Below are 16583 nucleotides of genomic sequence, written 5' to 3' on the forward strand. Positions count from 1 at the left end.
ATGCAGTCCAGGCCAACACCCCACCCCGACCCCGGCACCGACCCACCCCACGCAGCAAGCCCAGCGCCCAGGCCAACCCCAGCCCCGCCGGCGTTTGAGGCGCCCGGGGACGGAGTCCCCGGCAACGGCGCCGCACCCGGAGGGCCACCCGTTCGGAGCCCCGCCACGTGCAGCCCGCCCGCCCCGCCGGGATGGTGGACCAAAGCCCCCGAAGCCATACCCGAACGGCAGGAGTTCCCATGCCCTTCCTCCCCCGCAAGGCCTTCCTGAGCTGCGCGGCCGCGATATCCCTCGGCCTGGCAGGCACCCTCACGGCCGCCGTACCGGCCCACGCCGTGGACGGGCCCGCCCCCGACCCGAGGAACGCGAAGGCCATGCGGGACATGGCCACGGCCATCCGGGTGACGGCCAAGTACGCGGACGAGCGGGAGGCCCTCAAGGACGGGTACCTCCCGCACGGCACGGAGTGCATGACCAACCCGTTCGGGGTGGGAGCCATGGGCTACCACTACGTCAAGGAAGCCAACTGGGGCTCGACGGATCCGAGCAAGCCGGCCGCCCTGCTCTACAGCTCCGAGAAGGACGAGCACGGCCGCCGCACCCTCCAGACCGTGGAGTGGATGTCGGCCGACCGGGACCAGGACATGAAGACCACGGACGACCGCCCGACCATGTTCGGCCTGCCCTTCGACGGGCCGATGCCGGGCCACTGGACGGGCATGCCCAAGCACTACGACCTGCACCTGTGGGCGTACAAGGAGAATCCGGCGGGCCGCTTCCACAACTGGAACCCCGCCCTGACCTGCCCGGTCAAGCCCGGCACCCCGACGAAGCCCGCCGACGCACACGACCACGGCCACTAAGTGCCCGAAACCCGAAGCTCACAGCCCGAAGAGGGCTGAGCGCGTTCAATTCACCACCACGGTCTCCGGCCTCCCGGCCTCCCGGCCTCCCGGGCTTCCTCACCGCGTACGCCCTTCGGCACCACCCCGTACGGCAAAGGGCCCGGCTCCCCACTGAAGGGGAGCCGGGCCCTCGGCCGTACTCGGTACGGTCAGGTCAGGTCAGGTCAGGTCAGCGGACGAAGGTGCTCGCGCTGCCCGCCAGGTCCAGGAAGTACTGCGGGGCCACGCCCAGCACCACCGTGACCGCGACGCCCACCGCGATGGTCGTCATCGTCAGCGGGGACGGGACGGCGACCGTGGGGCCGTCCGCCTTCGGCTCGCTGAAGAACATGAGGACGATCACCCGGATGTAGAAGAACGCGGCGATCGCGGACGAGATGACACCGACCACGACCAGCGCTCCCGCGCCGCCCTCCGCCGCCGCCTTGAACACGGCGAACTTGCCGGAGAAGCCGGAGGTCAGCGGGATGCCCGCGAAGGCGAGCAGGAAGATCGCGAAGACCGCCGCCGTGAGGGGCGAACGACGTCCGAGCCCCGCCCACTTGGACAGGTGCGTGGCCTCGCCGCCCGCGTCGCGCACCAGCGTGACGACCGCGAAGGCGCCGATCGTGACGAAGGAGTAGGCCCCCAGGTAGAAGAGGACGGACTGGACGCCCTCCGCCGAGGTGGCGATCACACCGGCCAGGATGAAGCCCGCGTGTGCGATGGAGGAGTAGGCGAGGAGCCGCTTGACGTCGGTCTGGGTGACCGCGATGACCGCGCCCGCCAGCATCGTGACGATCGCGACGCCCCACATGACCGGCCGCCAGTCCCAGCGCAGGCCGGGCAGGACGACGTAGAGCAGACGCAGGAGGGCGCCGAAAGCGGCCACCTTCGTCGCCGCCGCCATGAAGCCGGTGACCGGGGTGGGGGCGCCCTGGTAGACGTCCGGGGTCCACATGTGGAAGGGGACCGCGCCGACCTTGAAGAGCAGGCCCATCAGGATCAGCGCGCCGCCGATGAGCAGCAGTGCGTCGTTGCCCATGGTGTCGGCGAGCGCCGGGTCGATGTTCGCCACGGTGCCGTCGACTACGTCCGCGATCGCCGCGTAGGAGACCGAGCCGGCGTACCCGTAGACGAGGGCGATGCCGAAGAGGAGGAAGGCGGAGGAGAAGGCGCCGAGCAGGAAGTACTTGACGGCCGCCTCCTGCGACATCAGCCGCTGGCGGCGGGCGACGGCGCAGAGCAGGTACAGCGGGAGGGAGAAGACCTCCAGGGCCACGAACAGCGTCAGCAGGTCGTTGGCCGCGGGGAAGATCAGCATTCCGGCGATCGCGAACAGGGCGAGCGGGAAGACCTCGGTGGTGGTGAAGCCCGCCTTGACGGCTTCCTTCTCGCTCTCGCTGCCCGGGACGGACGCCGCCTGCGCGGCGAAGGAGTCCACCCGGTTGCCGTGGGCGGCCGGGTCCAGGCGCCGCTCGGCGAAGGTGAAGATCGCCACGACGGAGGCCAGGATGATGGTGCCCTGGAGGAAGAGCGCCGGTCCGTCGACGGCCACGGCGCCCATGGCCGCGATGTGCGCCTTGGAGCTGCCGTACCCGCCGGCGGCGAGTGCGACGACCGCCGCGAAGGCCGAGGCCAGCGCGGCGACGGCGAGGAACACCTGCGTGTAGTACCGGGCCTTGCGCGGTACGAAGGCCTCTACGAGGACTCCGATGATCGCCGCGCCCAGCACGATGAGCGTGGGCGACAGCTGGGCGTACTCGATGTGCGGGGCCGGGATCTTGTCGATCGGCGCCGCGGCCGCCAGGTTCGGCAGCAGGTTCTGGGCTGCGGCAGTCAGGGTGCTCACTTCGCCCCCTCCCCGTTCTTGGCCTCGACAGCCACCTCGGGCTTCGGATCGGTCTGCTTCACGTCCGACATGGTGTGCTTCACCGCCGGGTTGACGATGTCGGTCAGGACCTTCGGGTAGACGCCCAGTCCGATCAGCAGCGCGATCAGCGGGGCGACCACCAGGACCTCCCGCAGGCGCAGGTCCGGCATGGTGCGGACCTCCTCCTTGACCGGGCCGGTCATGGTGCGCTGGTAGAGGACCAGCGTGTAGAGCGCCGCCAGCACGATGCCGAAGGTGGCGATGATGCCGACGACCGGGTACCGGGCGAACGTGCCGACCAGGACCAGGAACTCGCTGACGAACGGCGCGAGGCCGGGGAGCGACAGGGTCGCGAGACCGCCGATGAGGAAGGTGCCGGCCAGGACCGGGGCCACCTTCTGCACACCGCCGTAGTCGGCGATGAGCCGGGAGCCGCGCCGCGAGATCAGGAAGCCGGCGACCAGCATGAGCGCCGCCGTCGAGAGCCCGTGGTTGACCATGTAGAGCGTCGCGCCCGACTGGCCCTGGGAGGTCATCGCGAAGATGCCCAGGATGATGAAGCCGAAGTGCGAGATGGAGGCGTACGCCACCAGCCGCTTGATGTCCCGCTGCCCGCAGGCGACCAGAGCGCCGTAGACGATGCTGATCAGGGCCAGAACGAGGATCACCGGCGTGGCCCACTTGCTGGCCTCGGGGAAGAGCCCGAGGCAGAAGCGCAGCATCGCGAAGGTGCCGACCTTGTCGACGACCGCGGTGATCAGGACGGCGACCGGGGCGGTGGCCTCGCCCATCGCGTTCGGCAGCCAGGTGTGCAGCGGCCACAGCGGGGCCTTCACCGCGAAGGCGAAGAAGAAGCCGAGGAACAGCAGCCGCTCGGTGTTGGTCGCCATGTCGAGCGTGCCCGCGGCGCGGGCGGCGGTGATCTCCTGGAGGGAGAAGTTCCCGGCGACCACGTAGAGCCCGATGACGGCGGCCAGCATGATGAGGCCGCCGACCAGGTTGTAGAGGAGGAACTTGACCGCCGCGTACGAGCGCTGCGCGGCCGCGTTCTCGTCCGACCCGGCGTGGGCCCGGTCCCCGAAGCCGCCGATGAGGAAGTACATCGGGATGAGCATGGCTTCGAAGAAGATGTAGAAGAGGAAGACGTCGGTGGCCTCGAAGGAGATGATCACCATCGCCTCGACCAGCAGGATCAGGGCGAAGAAGCCCTGGGTCGGCCGCCAGCGCGAGGAGTTGGTCTCCAGCGGGTCGGCGTCGTGCCAGCCGGCCGCGATCACGAAGGGGATCAGCAGCGCGGTGAGTGCGATGAGCACGACCCCGATGCCGTCGACGCCCAGTTCGTAGCGGACGCCGAAGTCGGCGATCCAGGCGCGGGATTCGGTGAGCTGGTAGCGGTCGCCACCGGGCTCGAAGCGGACCGCGACGAGCACGGCCAGGGCCAGGGTCGCCAGCGAGAAGAGCAGGGCGAGCCATTTGGCGGCGGTCCGGCGGGCGGCCGGGACGGCCGCCGTCAGGATCGCACCGACCGCGGGGACCGCGGCCGTCACCGTCAGAAGCGGGAAACTCATCTCACACCGCCCTCATCAGCAGGGTCGCGGCGATGAGGATCGCCGTGCCTCCGAACATCGAGACCGCGTAGCTGCGGGCGTAGCCGTTCTGCAGCTTGCGCAGCCGGCCCGACAGACCGCCGACTCCGGCGGCCGTCCCGTTGACCACGCCGTCGACCAGGCTGTGGTCGACGTAGACGAGGGAGCGGGTCAGGTGCTCCCCGCCGCGGACCAGGACCACGTGGTTGAAGTCGTCCTGGTAGAGGTCCCGTCGGGCCGCCCGGGTGAGGAGCGAGCCGCGCGGGGCGACGACGGGGACGGGCTTCCTGCCGTACATCGTCCAGGCGATGGCGACGCCGATGACGAGGACCACCATGGTGGCCCCGGTGACCGTCGCGGCGCTGACCGGCGGGTGTCCGTGCTGGTGTCCGGTGACGGGCTCCAGCCACTTCAGGAAGCGGTCGCCGATCCCGAAGAAGCCGCCCGCGAAGACCGAGCCGAAGGCGAGCACGATCATCGGGATGGTCATGGTCTTCGGGGACTCGTGCGGGTGCGGGGCGTGGCCGTCGGCGTCGGGCTGCCAGCGCTTCTCGCCGAAGAAGGTGAGGAGCATGACCCGGGTCATGTAGAAGGCGGTGATCGCCGCGCCCAGCAGGGCCACCCCGCCCAGGATCCAGCCCTCGGTGCCGCCCTTCGCGAAGGCCGCCTCGATGATCTTGTCCTTGGAGAAGAAGCCCGACAGGCCGGGGAAGCCGATGATGGCGAGGTAGCCGAGGCCGAAGGTGACGAAGGTGACCGGCATGTACTTCCGCAGGCCGCCGTACTTGCGCATGTCGACCTCGTCGTTCATCCCGTGCATCACGGAACCGGCGCCGAGGAAGAGGCCCGCCTTGAAGAACCCGTGCGTGACCAGGTGCATGATCGCGAACACGTACCCGATGGGGCCGAGGCCGGCCGCCAGGATCATGTAGCCGATCTGCGACATCGTCGAGCCGGCGAGGGCCTTCTTGATGTCGTCCTTCGCGCAACCGACGATCGCACCGAAGAGGAGCGTGACGGCGCCGACGATGGTGACGACCAGCTGGGCGTCGGGCGCCCCGTTGAAGATCGCGCCCGAGCGGACGATGAGGTAGACGCCGGCGGTGACCATGGTCGCGGCGTGGATGAGGGCCGAGACCGGGGTCGGGCCCTCCATCGCGTCCCCGAGCCAGGACTGGAGCGGCACCTGGGCCGACTTGCCGCAGGCGGCCAGCAGCAGCATCAGGCCGATCGCCGTCAGCTTGCCCTCGGAGGCGTCGTCCGCCGAGCCGAGGACCGGGCCGAAGGCGAAGGTCCCGAACGTGGTGAACATCAGCATGATGGCGATCGAGAGGCCGATGTCGCCGACGCGGTTGACCAGGAAGGCCTTCTTGGCCGCGGTGGCCGCGCTGGGCTTGTGCTGCCAGAAGCCGATCAGGAGGTACGAGGCGAGGCCCACGCCCTCCCAGCCGAAGTACAGCAGCAGGTAGTTGTCGGCGAGGACCAGCAGGAGCATGGCCGCGACGAACAGGTTGAGGTAGCCGAAGAAGCGGCGGCGCCGCTCGTCGTGCTCCATGTAGCCGATGGAGTAGATGTGGATGAGCGTGCCCACGCCGGAGATCAGCAGGACGAAGGTCATCGACAGCTGGTCCAGCTGGAAGGCCATGTCGGCCTGGAAGCCCTCGACGGGGACCCAGGTGAACAGCCGCTGGTGCAGGGTGCGGTCCTCGGCTCCGCGGCCGAGCATGTCGGCGAAGAGGACGACGCCGGTCCCGAAGGAGGCGGCGGCGAGCAGGGTGCCGAGCCAGTGCCCCACCTTGTCGAGACGCCGGCCGCCGCAGAGCAGCACCGCCGCTCCGAGCAGGGGCGCCGCGATCAGCAGCACAATCAGGTTCTCCACTGTGAACGCCCCTTACAGCTTCATCAGGCTGGCGTCGTCGACCGAGGCCGAGTGGCGGGTACGGAACAGCGACACGATGATCGCGAGGCCCACCACGACCTCGGCGGCGGCGACGACCATCGTGAAGAACGCGATGATCTGGCCGTCGAGGTTGCCGTGCATCCGGGAGAAGGTGACGAAGGCGAGGTTGCAGGCGTTGAGCATGAGCTCCACGCACATGAACAGCACGATCGCGTTCTTCCGGATCAGGACTCCCGCCGCCCCGATGGTGAACAGCAGCGCGGACAGGTACAGGTAGTTGACCGGGTTCACTTCGAGGCCTCCTCACGGGCGTCGCGGCCGAGCTCGCCCGCATCGCGGCCGAGCCGCTCGGACGACCGCTGTTCCAGGGCCTTCAGGTCGTCCAGGGCCTTGCCGGAGACGTCCCTGATCTGGCCGCGGGCGCGCAGCGTCTGGTTGACGGTGAGCTCGGAGGGGGTGCCGTCCGGCAGCAGGCCCGCGACGTCCACGGCGTTGTGCCGGGCATAGACGCCGGGTGCGGGCAGCGGCGGGAGCTGGACGCCCTCGCGTACGCGGCGCTCGGCGAGCTCGCGCTGGGTGGCGGCCCGCTCGGTGCGCTCGCGGTGGGTGAGCACCATCGCGCCGACGGCCGCCGTGATCAGCAGGGCGCCGGTGAACTCGAAGGCGAACACGTACTTGGTGAAGATCAGCGTGGCCAGGCCTTCGACGTGCCCGCCGGAGTTGATCCGGCCGAGTCCGTTGAAGTGGGTGAGCCTGGCGTTGGCGATGCCCGCGATGAGCAGGATGCCGAAGCCCAGTCCGCACAGGACGGCCAGCCAGCGCTGTCCCTTGATGGTCTCGGTCAGCGAGTCCGCGGCGGTGACGCCGACGAGCATGACGACGAAGAGGAAGAGCATCATGATCGCGCCGGTGTAGACGACGACCTGGACGATGCCGAGGAAGTACGCCCCGTTGGCGAGGTAGAAGACCGCCAGGATGATCATCGTCCCGGCCAGGCTGAGCGCGCTGTGCACGGCCTTCTTCATCAGGATCGTGGCCAGTGCGCCGATGACGGCGATCGTGCCGAGGACCCAGAACTGCACGGCCTCACCGGAGGAGGTGAGGGTGGCGGCCGCGGCGAGGGAGCTCATGCGCCCACCCCCTCGGCGCTGTTGTCGGCGACCTCGCCCTTGGAGACGGCCACCTGGCGGACCGTGCCGGGAGCCGCCCCGGTCACCAGCCCGCGGTAGTAGTCCGTGTCGTCCGTGCCGGGGAAGATCGAGTGCGGTGCCTCGACCATGCCCTCGGTGAGCCCGGAGAGCAGCTGCTCCTTGGTGTAGATGAGCGCTTCGCGGCTGGAGTCGGCCAGTTCGAACTCGTTCGTCATGGTCAGCGCCCTGGTCGGGCACGCCTCGACGCACAGCCCGCACAGGATGCAGCGGGCGTAGTTGATCTGGTAGACCCGGCCGTACCGCTCACCCGGGGAGTAGCGCTCCTCCTCGGTGTTGTCCGCGCCCTCGACGTAGATCGCGTCGGCGGGACAGGCCCAGGCGCACAGCTCGCACCCGATGCACTTCTCCAGACCGTCCGGGTGGCGGTTGAGCTGGTGCCGCCCGTGGAAGCGGGGTGCGGTGGTCTTTTCCTGCTCCGGGTACTGCTCGGTGAGGCGCTTCTTGAACATGGCCTTGAAGGTCACGCCGAAGCCGGCCACCGGGTTCTGCCAGCTCTCGCCCTGCTCGGCGTCAGACTTGTCAGACATTCTCAGCACCCTCCTCTCGGTCACTGTCAGTATTCGCCGCGCCACTGACAATGAGCTCCCGCTCACTGCGGGGCCGCCTGCGCGGTACGGGTGCCAGGTGCTGGCCGGGCTTGGGCGGTACGGGGAATCCGCCCGCCAGGGGGTCGAAGGGTTCGGCGGCCGCGGCCAGTTCGGCGTCCGCGAGGGCCGTCTTCTCCTTCTTGTCGCGGAACAGGTCCGCAACGAAGGACAGCAGCAGGAGTGCGATGACCCCGCCGCCGACGTAGAGCACGATCTCCTGGAAGTCGTAGTTCTCGTTGCGCAGCGCCCGGACGGTGGCGACCAGCATCAGCCACACCACGGAGACCGGGATCAGCACCTTCCAGCCGAGCTTCATCAGCTGGTCGTAGCGCACGCGCGGGAGCGTGCCGCGCAGCCAGATGAAGAAGAAGAGGAGCAGCTGGACCTTGATGACGAACCAGAGCATCGGCCACCAGCCGTGGTTCGCGCCCTCCCAGTACGTGGAGATCGGCGCCGGGGCCCGCCAGCCGCCCAGGAACAGGGTGACGGAGACCGCGGAGACGGTGACCATGTTGACGTACTCGGCGAGCATGAACAGCGCGAACTTGATCGAGGAGTACTCGGTGTTGAAGCCGCCGACCAGGTCGCCCTCGGACTCCGGCATGTCGAAGGGGGCGCGGTTCGTCTCGCCGACCATCGTGATGACGTAGATGATGAAGGAGACCGGCAACAGGATGATGTACCAGCGGTCCGCCTGCGCTTCGACGATCTTCGAGGTCGACATCGACCCGGAGTAGAGGAAGACCGAGGCGAAGGCCGCGCCCATCGCGATCTCGTAGGAGATCATCTGCGCGCAGGAGCGCAGGCCGCCGAGGAGCGGGTACGTGGAGCCGGAGGACCAGCCGGCCAGGACGATGCCGTAGATGCCGACCGAGGCCACCGCGAGGATGTAGAGCATCGCGATGGGCAGGTCGGTCAGCTGCATCGTGGTGCGCTGGCCGAAGATGGAGACCTCGTTGCCCGAGGGGCCGAAGGGGATCACCGCGATGGCCATGAAGGCCGGGATCGCCGCGATGATCGGGGCAAGGACGAAGACGACCTTGTCGGCCCGCTTGACGATGATGTCTTCCTTCAGCATGAGCTTCACGCCGTCGGCGAGCGACTGGAGCATGCCCCAGGGGCCGTGCCGGTTGGGGCCGATGCGCAGCTGCATCCAGGCGACGACCTTGCGCTCCCACACGATGGAGAAGAGCACGGTCACCATCAGGAAGGCGAAGCAGAACACCGCCTTGACGACGACGAGCCACCAGACGTCCCTGCCGAACAGGGAGAGGTCTTCGGCGGCGATCTGAACGGTGTTCACGCGCCCACCTCCGCAGGGGAGTCGCTGGTGTCGGCCGGGGTGGCCGGGCCGATGCGGACCAGGGCCCCCGGGCGGGCTCCGGTGTCGGCGAGGACCCCGGAGCCGGTGGAGTTCATCGGGAGCCAGACCACCCGGTCGGGCATCTCGGTGATGCGCAGCGGCAGTTCCACGGAGCCGGCGGGGCCGGTCACCGCGAGGACGTCGCCGCATCTGACGCCGGTCTCGGCGGCCGTGGCGGCCGACAGGCGGGCGCTGGCCTCGTGCCGGGTGCCGGCCAGGGCCTCGTCGCCGTCCTGGAGGAGCCCCTGGTCGAGGAGGAGCCGGTGGCCCGCGAGAACCGCCTCTCCCGCGGCGGGACGGGGCAGCAGGTCCCGGTCTCCGGGCTGTCCGGCGGCGCGCTCCCCGGCCCACGGGCCGAGTCCGTCGAGCTCCCGGCGTACGGCGTGTACGTCGGGCAGCGCGATCGGCCGGTCGGCCGCGTCGGCCAGCATGTGCAGCACGCGGGAGTCGGCGGGGGCGAGCCGGCGGGTCATCTGCTCGGGCTTCAGCGCGGCCTCGAACGGCCGGACCCTGCCCTCCCAGTTGATGAAGGCGCCCGGCTTCTCGGCGACGGCCGCCACCGGGAAGACCACGTCCGCGAGGTCGGTGACCTCGCCGGGCCGCAGTTCCAGGGAGACCACGAAGGCCTCCTGGAGCGCGAGCCTGGCGCGGGCCGGGTCCGGCAGGTCGGCGAGCTCGACGCCCGCGACCAGCAGGGCGGAGAGTTCCCGGGTCGCCGCGGCCTCGATGATCTGGCCGGTGTCGCGGCCGTAGCGGTGCGGGAGCTCGTCAAGGCCCCAGGCGGCGGCGACCTCGTCGCGGGCCCGCGGGTCGGTGGCGGGACGGGCGCCCGGCAGCAGGGACGGCAGCGCGCCCGCTTCGACGGCGGCCCGCTCTCCGGCCCGGCGCGGGATCCACACCAGGGTGGCGCCGCTGGCGGCGGCGGCCCGTACGGCGGCGGTCAGTGCGCCGGGCACGCCCGCGAGGCGCTCCCCGACGACGATGACGGCGCCGGGCAGGCGCAGCGCGTCGGCGGCGGCCTGGCCGCCGTCCTCCAGCCCGGCCTGCGAGGCGAGTGCGTTGAGCCACTCGGGCTCGGTGCCGGGGGCGGCGGCCAGCAGGGTGCCGCCCGCCTTCTCCAGGCCGCGGGTGGCGAAGGGGGCGAGGGCGAAGGTCCGCTGCTTGTGCTTGCGGTGGGCCTTGCGCAGCCGCAGGAAGACCCCGGGGGCCTCCTCCTCGGCCTCGATGCCGACGAGGAGCACGGCCGGGGCCGCCTCCAGCGAGGTGTTGGTGACTCCGTGCCCGTCGAGGTCGATGCCGGTGCCGGCGACGGTGGCGGCCAGGAACTCGGTCTCCTCCGCGCTGTGCACCCGGGCCCGGAAGTCGATGTCGTTGGTGTCGAGCACGACCCGGGCGAACTTGGCGTACGCGTAGGCGTCCTCGACGGTGAGGCGTCCGCCGGTCAGCACTCCGGCCCGGCCGCGCGCGGCGGCGAGCCCGTTGGCGGCGGCCTCCAGGGCCTCGGGCCAGCTGGCCGGGGCCAGGACCCCGTCGCTGCCGCGGACCAGCGGGGTGGTGAGCCGGTCGGGGCGCTGCGCGTAGCGGAACCCGAAGCGGCCCTTGTCGCAGATCCACTCCTCGTTGACCTCGGGGTCCTCGGCGGCCAGCCGGCGCAGCACCTTGCCGCGGCGGTGGTCGGTGCGCGTGGCGCAGCCGCCCGCGCAGTGCTCGCACACGCTCGGGGAGGAGACGAGGTCGAAGGGGCGGGAGCGGAACCGGTAGGCGGCCGAGGTGAGGGCGCCGACCGGGCAGATCTGGATGGTGTTGCCGGAGAAGTAGGACTCGAAGGGGTCGTCCTCGCCGGTGCCGACCTGCTGGAGCGCACCGCGTTCCAGGAGTTCGATCATCGGGTCGCCGGCGATCTCGTTGGAGAAGCGGGTGCAGCGCGCGCACAGCACGCACCGTTCGCGGTCCAGCAGCACCTGCGTGGAGATCGCCACCGGCTTCTCGTAGGTGCGCTTCTTGCCTTCGAAACGCGATTCGGCGTTGCCGTGGGACATCGCCTGGTTCTGCAGCGGGCACTCGCCGCCCTTGTCGCAGACCGGGCAGTCCAGCGGGTGGTTGATGAGCAGCAGCTCCATCACCCCGCGCTGGGCCTTGTCGGCGACCGGGGAGGTCAGCTGGGTCTTGACGACCATGCCGTCGGTGCAGGTGATGGTGCAGGAGGCCATCGGCTTGCGCTGGCCCTCGACCTCGACGATGCACTGGCGGCAGGCGCCGGCCGGGGAGAGGAGGGGGTGGTCGCAGAACCGGGGGATCTCGATGCCGAGCTGTTCGGCGGCCCGGATGACCAGGGTCCCCTTGGGCACCGACAGTTCGATGCCGTCGATGGTCAGGGAGATGTGGTCCACCGGGGGGACCGCGGCCTCTCCGCCGCCGGAGGCTGCCGTTGTGGTCACGGTCATGCGGTCACCTCCGTGTCGGCCCAGAGGGTCGACTTCTTGGGGTCGAAGGGGCAGCCCTTGCCCGTGATGTGCTGCTCGTACTCCGCGCGGAAGTACTTGAGCGAGGAGAAGATGGGGCTGGCGGCGCCGTCGCCGAGTGCGCAGAACGACTTGCCGTTGATGTTGTCGGCGATGTCGTTCAGCTTGTCGAGGTCGGACATGACCCCGTTGCCCGCTTCGATGTCGCGGAGCAACTGGACCAGCCAGTACGTGCCTTCGCGGCAGGGCGTGCACTTGCCGCAGGACTCGTGGGCGTAGAACTCGGTCCAGCGGGTCACCGCCCGCACCACGCAGGTCGTCTCGTCGAAGCACTGCAGGGCCTTGGTGCCGAGCATGGAGCCGGCCGCGCCGACGCCCTCGTAGTCGAGGGGGACGTCGAGGTGCTCCTCGGTGAACATCGGGGTGGAGGAGCCGCCCGGGGTCCAGAACTTCAGCCGGTGCCCGGGGCGGATGCCGCCGCTCATGTCGAGGAGCTGGCGCAGGGTGATCCCGAGCGGGGCCTCGTACTGGCCGGGGCCGACCACGTGCCCGGAGAGCGAGTACAGGGTGAAGCCGGGGGACTTCTCGGTCCCCATCGACTTGAACCAGTCCTTGCCCTTGTTCAGGATCGCGGGAACCGAGGCGATGGACTCCACGTTGTTCACCACGGTGGGGCAGGCGTAGAGCCCTTCGACCGCCGGGAAGGGCGGACGCAGCCGGGGCTGGCCGCGGCGTCCTTCGAGGGAGTCCAGGAGGGCCGTTTCCTCGCCGCAGATGTAGGCGCCCGCGCCCGCGTGCACGGTGATGTCGAGCTTCAGCCCGCTCCCGAGGATGTCCTCCCCGAGGTACCCGGCCTCGTACGCCTCGCGGACCGCCTCGTGCAGCCGCCGCAGCACCGGCACGGTCTCGCCGCGCAGGTAGATGAAGGCGTGCTCCGAGCGGATCGCGTAGCAGGCGATGATCATTCCCTCGATGAGGGAGTGCGGGTTCGCGAAGAGGAGCGGGATGTCCTTGCAGGTGCCCGGCTCCGACTCGTCCGCGTTCACCACGAGGTAGTGCGGCTTGCCGTCGCCCTGCGGGATGAACTGCCACTTCATGCCGGTGGGGAAGCCCGCACCGCCGCGTCCGCGCAGGCCCGAGTCCTTCACGTAGGCGATGAGGTCGTCGGGGGTCATCGCGAGCGCCTTGCGCAGGCCCTCGTACCCCTCGTGACGCCGGTAGGTCTCCAGCGTCCACGACTGCGGCTCGTCCCAGAACGCCGACAGGACGGGCGCGAGGAGCTTCTCCGGACTCGTACCGTTCTTGCTCAGTTCGGTGGACACGGTCATCACTCCCCTCCCTCGATGGTGGCCTCGCCGCGCGGGTGCACGATCGGGGCGTGCGGGGCTTCGCCGCGCGCGATGCGCAGGCCGATCAGGGAGGCGTGACCGGCGCCGCCGCTCGCCTCGACGGCGCCTTCGCGCTCGTCGGGGAAGCCCGCCAGGATCCGGGCGGTCTCCTTGTACGTGCACAGCGGGGCGCCCCGGGTCGGCTCCACGGTGCGGCCGGCCAGCAGGTCGTCCACCATGGCCTTGGCGGACTCGGGGGTCTGGTTGTCGAAGAACTCCCAGTTGACCATCACCACGGGGGCGTAGTCGCAGGCCGCGTTGCACTCGATGTGTTCGAGGGTGACCTTGCCGTCGGGGGTGGTCTCGTTGTTGCCGACCCCGAGGTGGTCCTTGAGCTCCTCGAAGATGGCGTCGCCGCCCATGACCGCGCACAGGGTGTTCGTACAGACACCGACCTGGTAGTCCCCGGAGGGCTTGCGCCGGTACATCGTGTAGAAGGTCGCCACGGCCGTCACCTCGGCGGTGGTCAGGCCCAGTACGTCGGCGCAGAACCGGATGCCGGTGCGCGAGACGTAGCCCTCCTGCGACTGGATGAGGTGGAGCAGCGGCAGCAGCGCGGAGCGGCTGTCGGGGTAGCGGGCGATGACCTCCTTCGCATCCGCTTCCAGCCGGGCGCGTACGTCGGCCGGGAAGTCGGGTGCCGGAAGCTGGGGCATGCCCAGGCTCACCCCTGCTGCGGGCTGATTGGCTGTCATCGGTCGACGCCTCCCATCACGGGGTCGATGGAGGCGACGGCCACGATGACGTCGGCGATCTGGCCGCCCTCGCACATCGCCGCCATGGCCTGCAGGTTGGTGAAGGACGGGTCGCGGAAGTGGACCCGGAAGGGGCGGGTGCCGCCGTCGGAGACCACGTGCACGCCGAGTTCGCCCTTGGGCGACTCCACGGCCGCGTAGGCCTGGCCGGCCGGTACCCGGAAGCCCTCGGTCACCAGCTTGAAGTGGTGGATGAGGGACTCCATGGAGGTGCCCATGATCTGCTTGATGTGGTCGAGCGAGTTGCCGAGGCCGTCGGGGCCCATCGCGAGCTGCGCGGGCCAGGCGATCTTCTTGTCGGCGACCATGACCGGGCCCGGCTCCAGCCGGTCCAGGCACTGCTCGACGATCCGCAGGGACTGGCGCATCTCCTCCAGGCGGACCAGGAAGCGTCCGTAGGAGTCGCAGGACTCGGTGGTCGGCACGTCGAACTCGTAGTTCTCGTAGCCGCAGTACGGGTCCGTCTTGCGCAGGTCGTGCGGGAGGCCGGCGGAGCGCAGGATCGGGCCGGTGGCGCCGAGCGCCATGCAGCCGGTGAGGTCGAGGTAGCCGACGTCCTGCATGCGGGCCTTGAAGATGGGGTTGCCGGTGGCGAGCTTGTCGTACTCCGGCAGGTTCTTCTTCATGGTCTTCACGAACTCGCGGACCTGGTCCACGGCGCCCGGGGGCAGGTCCTGCGCGAGGCCGCCGGGGCGGACGAACGCGTGGTTCATGCGCAGGCCGGTGATCAGCTCGAACACGTCGAGGATCAGCTCGCGGTCGCGGAACCCGTAGATCATGATCGTGGTCGCGCCGAGCTCCATGCCGCCGGTGGCGATGCACACCAGGTGGGAGGAGAGCCGGTTGAGCTCCATCAGCAGGACGCGGATGGCGGAGGCGCGGTCCGGGATCTGATCGGTGATGCCGAGCAGCTTCTCCACGCCCAGGCAGTACGCCGTCTCGTTGAAGAACGGCGTCAGGTAGTCCATGCGCGTGACGAAGGTGGTGCCCTGCGTCCAGTTCCGGTATTCGAGGTTCTTCTCGATGCCGGTGTGGAGGTAGCCGATGCCGCAGCGGGCCTCGGTGACCGTCTCGCCGTCGATCTCCAGGATCAGGCGGAGCACTCCGTGGGTGGAGGGGTGCTGGGGGCCCATGTTGACGACGATCCGCTCGTCGTCCGCGCGGGCCGCAGACTGGACGATCTCGTCCCAGTCGCCGCCGGTGACGGTGTAGACGGTGCCCTCGGTCGTCTCGCGGGCGGAGGCGTGATCGGCTGCGTGATTCGGTTGCGTGCTCATCAGCTGTACGACCTCCGCTGGTCGGGAGCCGGGATCTGGGCGCCCTTGTACTCGATGGCGATGCCGCCGAGCGGGTAGTCCTTGCGCTGCGGGAAGCCCTGCCAGTCGTCCGGCATCATGATCCGGGTGAGGGCCGGGTGCCCGTCGAAGATCAGGCCGAAGAAGTCGTACGTCTCGCGCTCGTGCCAGTCGTTCGTCGGGTAGACGGAGACGACCGAGGGGACGTGCGGGTCGGCGTCCGGGGCGGTGACCTCCAGGCGCACGATCCGGCCGTGGGTGAGCGAGCGCAGGTGGTAGACGGCGTGCAGCTCGCGGCCCTTGTCGTCGGGGAAGTGCACCCCGCTGACCCCGGTGCAGAGCTCGAAGCGCAGCGCCGGGTCGTCGCGCAGGGTCTTCGCGACGAGGAGGAGGTGCTCGCGCGCGATGTGGAGGGTCAGCTCCGCCCGGTCGACGACCACCTTCTCGATGGCGTTCTCCGGGACGAGGTCCTGCTCCTCCAGTGCTCCTTCGAGCTCGTCGACCACCTCGTCGAAGTACGAGCCGTAGGGGCGGGCGCTGGCGCCGGGCAGGGCCACGGTCCGCACGAGGCCGCCGTAGCCGCTGGTGTCGCCGCCGCCCGAGGCACCGAACATGCCCTTGCGGACGCCGATCACCTCGGGGCCGGTGGCACCTCGGGGCGCGGGCACGTTGTTGCCGTCGCCGGCTTGGGGGCCGTTCTGCACGGCCGGGTCCTCGCTCACCGCAGGAGCCCCTTCATCTCAATGGTGGGGAGCGCCTTGAGGGCCGCCTCCTCCGCCTCTCGGGCCGCCTCTTCCCGGTTCACGCCGAGCTTCGATCCCTGGATCTTCTGGTGGAGCTTGAGGATCGCGTCCAGCAGCATCTCGGGGCGGGGCGGGCAGCCGGGCAGGTAGATGTCCACGGGGACGATGTGGTCGACGCCCTGGACGATCGCGTAGTTGTTGAACATTCCGCCCGAAGACGCACAAACACCCATAGAGATGACCCACTTGGGAGCGGGCATCTGGTCGTACACCTGCCGCAGCACCGGCGCCATCTTCTGGCTGACCCGGCCGGCCACGATCATCAGGTCGGCCTGGCGCGGGGATCCGCGGAAGACCTCCATGCCGAAGCGGGCCAGGTCGTACCGGCCCGCTCCGGTGGTCATCATCTCGATGGCGCAGCAGGCCAGGCCGAAGGTGGCCGGGAAGACGGACGCCTTGCGCACCCATCCCGCGGCCTGTTCGACGGTGGTCAGCAGAAAGCCGCTCGGCAGCTTCTCTTCCAGTCCCATGGAAAA

14 protein-coding genes are annotated in these 16583 nt (G+C 69.9%); 1 reads left to right on the forward strand and 13 read right to left on the reverse strand.

Going from position 1 to position 16583, the window contains the following annotated elements; all coding sequences use genetic code 11:
* Positions 1-239: 239 nt before the first annotated feature.
* On the forward strand, positions 240-863 hold the full coding sequence (locus ACFWNV_RS20325; protein WP_383948680.1) for a hypothetical protein: 624 nt from the start codon (positions 240-242) through the stop codon (positions 861-863).
* A gap of 211 nt (positions 864-1074) precedes the next feature.
* On the opposite strand, the gene nuoN is transcribed toward ACFWNV_RS20325, so the two are convergent.
* Genes nuoN through ACFWNV_RS20390 form a run of 13 tightly spaced genes read right to left on the reverse strand, consistent with a single transcriptional unit; the run spans position 1075 to position 16577 of the window.
* Positions 1075-2694 (reverse strand): NADH-quinone oxidoreductase subunit NuoN, encoded by a 1620-nt coding sequence (gene nuoN, locus ACFWNV_RS20330; protein WP_383948814.1) that lies wholly within the window; start codon positions 2692-2694, stop codon positions 1075-1077.
* A gap of 38 nt (positions 2695-2732) precedes the next feature.
* Positions 2733-4325 (reverse strand): NADH-quinone oxidoreductase subunit M, encoded by a 1593-nt coding sequence (locus tag ACFWNV_RS20335; RefSeq protein WP_383948683.1) that lies wholly within the window; start codon positions 4323-4325, stop codon positions 2733-2735.
* 1 nt (position 4326) lies between these two features.
* A complete protein-coding gene (gene nuoL, locus ACFWNV_RS20340; protein ID WP_383948686.1) occupies positions 4327-6222 on the reverse strand; it encodes an NADH-quinone oxidoreductase subunit L in 1896 nt (631 codons plus the stop codon).
* Between the two features lie 12 nt (positions 6223-6234).
* Complete coding sequence (gene nuoK, locus ACFWNV_RS20345; RefSeq protein WP_112449176.1) at positions 6235-6534, reverse strand: NADH-quinone oxidoreductase subunit NuoK; 300 nt, start codon at positions 6532-6534, stop codon at positions 6235-6237.
* A complete protein-coding gene (locus ACFWNV_RS20350; protein WP_383948689.1) occupies positions 6531-7373 on the reverse strand; it encodes an NADH-quinone oxidoreductase subunit J in 843 nt (280 codons plus the stop codon). The genes nuoK and ACFWNV_RS20350 overlap by 4 nt, the downstream gene beginning before the upstream one ends.
* Positions 7370-7981 (reverse strand): NADH-quinone oxidoreductase subunit NuoI, encoded by a 612-nt coding sequence (gene nuoI / locus ACFWNV_RS20355; protein WP_383948692.1) that lies wholly within the window; start codon positions 7979-7981, stop codon positions 7370-7372. The genes ACFWNV_RS20350 and nuoI overlap by 4 nt, the downstream gene beginning before the upstream one ends.
* On the reverse strand, positions 7974-9344 hold the full coding sequence (nuoH, locus tag ACFWNV_RS20360; RefSeq protein ID WP_383948695.1) for an NADH-quinone oxidoreductase subunit NuoH: 1371 nt from the start codon (positions 9342-9344) through the stop codon (positions 7974-7976). The genes nuoI and nuoH overlap by 8 nt, the downstream gene beginning before the upstream one ends.
* Entirely contained in the window at positions 9341-11848 is a 2508-nt protein-coding gene (locus tag ACFWNV_RS20365; RefSeq protein WP_383948698.1) for an NADH-quinone oxidoreductase subunit G, read from the reverse strand. The genes nuoH and ACFWNV_RS20365 overlap by 4 nt, the downstream gene beginning before the upstream one ends.
* Complete coding sequence (gene nuoF, locus ACFWNV_RS20370; protein ID WP_383948701.1) at positions 11845-13194, reverse strand: NADH-quinone oxidoreductase subunit NuoF; 1350 nt, start codon at positions 13192-13194, stop codon at positions 11845-11847. Before nuoF ends, ACFWNV_RS20365 begins: the two co-directional genes overlap by 4 nt.
* Positions 13194-13949, reverse strand: coding sequence for an NADH-quinone oxidoreductase subunit NuoE (gene nuoE / locus ACFWNV_RS20375; protein WP_383948704.1), 756 nt, complete (start codon positions 13947-13949; stop codon positions 13194-13196). Before nuoE ends, nuoF begins: the two co-directional genes overlap by 1 nt.
* Positions 13946-15286, reverse strand: coding sequence for an NADH-quinone oxidoreductase subunit D (locus ACFWNV_RS20380; RefSeq protein WP_383948707.1), 1341 nt, complete (start codon positions 15284-15286; stop codon positions 13946-13948). The genes nuoE and ACFWNV_RS20380 overlap by 4 nt, the downstream gene beginning before the upstream one ends.
* Positions 15286-16026, reverse strand: coding sequence for an NADH-quinone oxidoreductase subunit C (locus ACFWNV_RS20385; RefSeq protein ID WP_383948710.1), 741 nt, complete (start codon positions 16024-16026; stop codon positions 15286-15288). The genes ACFWNV_RS20380 and ACFWNV_RS20385 overlap by 1 nt, the downstream gene beginning before the upstream one ends.
* The gene (locus ACFWNV_RS20390; RefSeq protein WP_328300246.1) at positions 16023-16577 is read right to left on the reverse strand and encodes an NADH-quinone oxidoreductase subunit B family protein; all 555 of its coding nucleotides are present in this window, start codon (positions 16575-16577) and stop codon (positions 16023-16025) included. The genes ACFWNV_RS20385 and ACFWNV_RS20390 overlap by 4 nt, the downstream gene beginning before the upstream one ends.
* Positions 16578-16583 lie beyond the last annotated feature (6 nt).

This window comes from Streptomyces sp. NPDC058401 (assembly GCF_042722885.1).
Classification (GTDB): domain Bacteria; phylum Actinomycetota; class Actinomycetes; order Streptomycetales; family Streptomycetaceae; genus Streptomyces.